Origin of the sequence: Streptomyces sp. NRRL B-24572 (assembly GCF_002156145.1) — a bacterium.
Classification (GTDB): domain Bacteria; phylum Actinomycetota; class Actinomycetes; order Streptomycetales; family Streptomycetaceae; genus Streptomyces; species Streptomyces vietnamensis.
In genome coordinates this window covers 1-5,105 of the sequence record NZ_MWIG01000901.1, presented here as the reverse complement: position 1 = coordinate 5,105, position 5,105 = coordinate 1, and the positions used below count along the sequence as shown (strand labels likewise).

General features: G+C 76.1%; 4 protein-coding genes. 3 read left to right on the top strand and 1 reads right to left on the bottom strand.

Going from position 1 to position 5,105, the window contains the following annotated elements; all coding sequences use genetic code 11:
- A partial coding sequence (locus CCN56_RS38000; protein ID WP_086832229.1) for an FHA domain-containing protein occupies nt 1–1,087 on the top strand: 1,087 nt, incomplete at its 5' end.
- Between the two features lie 3 nt (nt 1,088–1,090).
- On the opposite strand, the gene CCN56_RS37995 is transcribed toward CCN56_RS38000, so the two are convergent.
- Nucleotides 1,091–2,062 (bottom strand): methyltransferase domain-containing protein, encoded by a 972-nt coding sequence (locus tag CCN56_RS37995; protein WP_086832228.1) that lies wholly within the window; start codon nt 2,060–2,062, stop codon nt 1,091–1,093.
- A 96-nt stretch (nt 2,063–2,158) separates the two neighbouring features.
- Here CCN56_RS37995 and CCN56_RS37990 point away from each other — a divergent pair, with 96 nt between their 5' ends.
- Nucleotides 2,159–2,563 (top strand): globin, encoded by a 405-nt coding sequence (locus CCN56_RS37990; RefSeq protein WP_086832227.1) that lies wholly within the window; start codon nt 2,159–2,161, stop codon nt 2,561–2,563.
- A 144-nt stretch (nt 2,564–2,707) separates the two neighbouring features.
- Nucleotides 2,708–5,105 (top strand): FtsX-like permease family protein (locus CCN56_RS37985; protein WP_107484293.1); only part of this gene is annotated, 2,398 nt, incomplete at its 3' end.

Here is a 5,105-nt window from a genome sequence, read left to right as displayed (position 1 = left end):
CGGTGCCCCCGCCGCCCCCGGCGGTTTCGGTCCCGGTGGCGACCCGAACGCGACGGCCCAGGCGGAGCTGTGCCCGCAGTGCCGGACGCCGCGCGAGCACATGGCGCCGTTCTGCGAGGAGTGCCGCTGGAACTTCCTCACGAACACGGCGACCTCGTACACGCCGCTGGCCCCGCACAACGCCCCGCCGAGCGCCCCGCCGCGGCAGCCCGGGCCGCCGCCCGGCCTCAACCTGCCGCCGGGCTTCCAGTCCCCGCCGCCCGCGCCTCCGCAGCAGCCCTCGCAGCAGCAGCCCCCGCAGCAGCCGGACCCGTTCGGCTACCAGGGTTCGCGGCCCTCGCAGGTGAACCGGCCGGCCGAGCCGCTGGGCGCCGAGCCCACGCACCACCAGGCCCCGCCGCAGCGCCCGTCGGCGCCGCAGCCGCCGGCGCCTCCCGCGTACCTCCAGGCTCCGGCCCAGGCCCCGGCCCCGCCCGCGCCGCCGCAGCCGCGCGCGGACGACGACTGGGTCCTGTCGCCGCCGTCGCAGCACCAGCCCCCGCAGGCACCGTCGGCCCCGCCGCAGCACCAAGCTCCGCAGCCTCCGCAGCACCAGGGCCCGCCGCCGCACCAGGGACCCCCGCCGCACCAGGCGCCGCAGCCTCCGCAGCAGTTCCAGCCGCCGCGCCAGCCGCAGCAGCCGCTCACCTGGACCGCGGTCATCGGCCCGGACCGCGAGTACTTCATGGCGATGATGCAGCGCAGCGGCCCGGAGGCGACGGGCCTGAACCTGCCCGCGTACTCGCCGGACAAGCACCTGCCGCTCCAGGGCAACCAGGTGTCCATCGGCCGCCGCCGGCACTCCACCGGGGAGTCCCCCGACATCGACCTGTCGGTGCCGCCGGAGGACCCGGGCGTCTCGCACCAGCACGCCGTGCTCGTGCAGCAGCCGGACGGCTCGTGGGCGGTGGTGGACCAGAACTCCACCAACGGCACCACGGTCAACGGCGGCGAGGAGCCGATCCAGCCCTACGTCCCCGTCCAGCTCCAGGACGGCGACCGGGTGCACGTCGGCGCCTGGACCACGATCACGATCCGCTGCTCCTGACCGTCAGGCGGTCCCCGGCAGGGGCCAGGCGTACGGCCCTCCGGGGTCGTCCAGCCAGGCCCACTGCCGGTCGCCGCTGACCGTCACCCCGAAGCGCTCCCGCCCCGGCCGCCGCTCGCGCAGCCAGAGCGAGAGCGCTTCGCGTCTGTCGAGGGTCCCGCGGACCAGGCCCCACAGGAAGAGGAAGCGCTCGTGCCCGGACGGCCCCGGGTACGGGTTGTCGCGCTCCGGGGCCTGCGCGGCGACGCCCCGCAGCGCCACGAAGTACGCGGAGGTCGCGAGGAACCGTCCCTCCGCGTGCGCGGCGTCGCGCACCCGCAGCAGGATCAGCCCGGTGGAGAGCGGCGCGAGGACGAGCGCGCCGGGCCGGCACTGGGCGAGCCAGGGGTACGGGACGGAGGGCACCTCGCAGGTCGCCACGATCCGGTCGTACGGAGCGCGCTCGGGGCAGCCGCGGGCGCCGTCGGCGGCGAGCACCGCGGGCCGGTGTCCGGCGGCGGCGAGATGGCTGCGGGCGGACTCGGCGATCTCCTCGTCCAGGTCGACGGTGGTGACGTGCTCCTCGCCGAGGCGGTGGCAGAGCAGCGCCGCGTGGTAGCCGCTCCCGGCGCCGATCTCCAGGACGTCGTCCCCGTCGCGTACGTCCAGGGCGTCGAGCATCAGCGCCATCAGGGACGGCTGGCTGGCGGAGGAGACCAGGTCCCCGTCCCGTACCCGGGTGGCGATCGCCGTGTCCGCGTACGCCCCGCGCAGCCAGCGGTCCCGCCGCTCCGGATCGGGGTCGCCGTACCAGAGCCGCTCGTAGCCGTCGGGGGCGGAGACGTAGTAGTACGGGACGAAGAGGTGGCGCGGCACCTCGGCGAAGGCGGCCCGCCAGGCGGGGTCGGTCAGCAGGCCGTCCGCCTCGATCTCCCGCACGAGCGCGCGCCGCTCCCGCGCGCCGGCCTCGGCGAACTCGTCCCGCACCGCACCCATGCCCCCACTCTCCCGCCCCACCGGGCCCCGGTCGACCGCCCGTACAGGTGGTCCTAAGCCTCCGGTCCTCGGCCGGGCATCTGAGACGATGGAACGGTGAACGAGATTCCCGGGGAAACAGTGCAGGAGCAGACCTTCTACGAGCAGGTCGGCGGCGAGGAGACGTTCCGCCGCCTGGTCCACCGCTTCTACGAGGGCGTCGCGGCGGACCCGCTGCTGCGCCCGATGTACCCCGAGGAGGACCTCGGCCCGGCCGAGGAGCGCCTCGCCCTCTTCCTCATGCAGTACTGGGGCGGCCCCCGCACCTACAGCGACCACCGCGGCCACCCCCGCCTGCGCATGCGCCACGCCCCGTTCACCGTGGACCAGGCCGCCCACGACGCCTGGCTCCGCCACATGCGCGACGCCCTCGACTCGCTCGACCTCGCCCCGGAGCACGAGAGCGAGCTGTGGCGCTATCTGACGTACGCGGCCGCGTCGATGGTGAACACGGCGGGCTAGCGGCTCCTCCACGGACTGAAACGTTCCGGACACGGAACGCCGAATAACGGTCACGATCCAATCAAGGTCCGGGTGAAAGCGGTTACCCGTGACGCGTGCCCTCTGAAAGCATCCGAGGAAACTTCAGCGGGTCCAGGGGGACGGGTGACGGGGTTCGTATTTCTGCGCGTCAGGGCACACCGGCTGCTGCTCTCCGCGGCACTGCTCGCCGTGCTCCTGACGACCTCGGTGCTCGCCACCCTCGCCGCCTTCTCCGGCGCGATCGGGGACGCCGCGCTCCAGGCCGGACTGCGCGGCCGGTCCGCGGCCGCCGCCTCGATGCTCGTGAGCGGGCAGATACCGGCCGGGAAGCGGGCCGGCGCCGAGGCCGCCGTCGAGGACGGCATGCGGAAGACCTTCGACGGGCTGCCGGTGACCGTACGACGGCTCGAACGCTCGGGGCCGTACGCGCTGCCCCGGAACCTCCAGCCGCCCGCCGCCCGCAAGGGCGACCCCGACCTGACGCAGTTCGCCGCACTCGACCGCTCGCGGCTGTCCCTCGTCAAGGGCTCCTGGCCCTCCCCCGCCCGGGCCGGGGGCGTGATCGAGACGGCGCTGCCCGAGGAGGCGGCCCGGCGGCTCAAGATCGGCCCCGGCACCGTCCTCGACCTCACCGACCGGCTGCTGAACCGGAAGGTGAAGGCCCGGATCACCGGCGTCTACAAGCCGGTCGACACCGCCGACCTGTACTGGCAGTTGGACCCGGCGGGCGGCCGCGGCGTGCGGACCGTCGCGTTCACCACGTACGGACCGCTGCACGTCGACCCGGCCGTCCTCACCTCCGGGGCGCTGAGCCCCGGCGACACCACCTGGCTCGGCTCCGCCGACTACACCGGCTTCACCACGGACCGGATGGACGCCCTGCGCGCCGCGGCGACCGAGGGCCCGAAGGAGCTGGCCGACGCCAGGGACGCCTTCGGGACGACGATCTCCGCGTCGACCGCGCTCCCCACCGTCCTCGACCAGACCCAGCGGGCCCTGCTCGTCTCCCGCACCACCCTCCTGATCGTCGCCGTGCAGCTGGTGCTGCTCGCCGCGTACGCGCTGCTGCTCGTCGCCCGGCTGCTCAGCACCGAGCGCTCCGGCGAGACGGCCCTGCTGCGGGCCCGCGGCGGCTCGCGGCGCCGGATCGCCGGGCTCGCCGCCGCCGAGGCGCTGCTGCTCGCCCTGCCCGCAGCGCTCGCCGCCCCGCTCCTGTCCGGCCCGCTGACCCGGCTCTTCGCCGAGCGGTCCGCGCTCTCCGAACTCGGGGTGCACCTCGACACCTCGCCCTCGGCCCAGGTGTGGCTGGTCGCCGCCGTGGTCGCGCTCTGCTGCGCCGCAGCCGTCGTCGCCCCCGCGCTCGCCGCCGGGGACGGCTCCGTCGTCTCGCTGCGCAAGGCCCGCTCGGCCTCCCTGCCCGCTCCGGTACGGGCCGGGGCCGACCTCGGCCTCCTCGCCATCGCGGGCGTCGCGTACTGGCAGCTCCAGCGGCCGTCCGCCGCGGGCGGCACCCTCGGCGCGGACGAGGCGGGCGGTGGCTCCGTCGACCCGGTGCTCATCGCCGCACCCGCCCTCGCCCTGCTCGCCGGCACCGTCCTGACGCTGCGTCTGCTGCCGCCCGCCGCCAAGCTGGCCGAGCGGCGCGCGGCCGGCGGGCGCGGGCTCTCCGCCGCCCTCGCGGGCTGGCAGTTCAGCCGCCGGCCGCTGCGCGGCGCCGGCCCCGTCCTCCTCCTGGTCCTCGCCGTGGCGATGGGCATGCTGGCCATCGGGCAGAGCGGCTCGTGGGGGCGCTCGCAGCGCGACCAGGCCGACTTCCGCGCCGGTACGGACATCCGCGTCCTCGGCGCGGGCTTCGGCGAGCCGACGCAGACCGAACGCCTCGCCGCCGTGCCGGGCGTCAGGGCGGTGGCCCCGGTGCACCGCGCCTCCCTGGACGTGGCCGGGAAGAACGCCGTCGTCCTGGCCGTGGACACCCGCAACGCGGGCGGCCTGTTCCTCCGCTCCGACCTCTCGGCCGTCCCGGCCCCGGCCCTGCTCGCCCCGCTGACCCCCAAGGCCTTCGCCGGCACCGGTCTCGCGCTGCCCGCCGGAACCCGCACGCTCACGGTCGACCTGCGGACGACCGCGCCCGCCGGCACGCCCGACGCCCGGGTCGGCGCCGTCCTGGAGGACCCGAGCGGCGTCCCGTACCGGCGGGACCTGGGGCCGCTGCCCTCCGACGGCCGCACGCACCGGCTGACCCTCGACCTGGCCGCCGAGGGCGCCGTGCCCGGCGCCGACGGCACCCCCGGCTCCGGCGGCCTCCTCACCCTCACGGACCTGGAGCTCACCGGCACGGTCGCCGACGGCGCGCACCACACCCAGACGCTGCACGTCGAGCGCTTCACCACCGTCGGAGCCGACGGCGGGACGAAGACGCACGCCCCCGCGCAGGTCCTCGGCCCCTGGGCCTCCACGTTCGAGCAGACCATGGCCGACGGCAGCACGGCGGAGGGCGTCGCGACCGGTCGTGCCGGGTCCG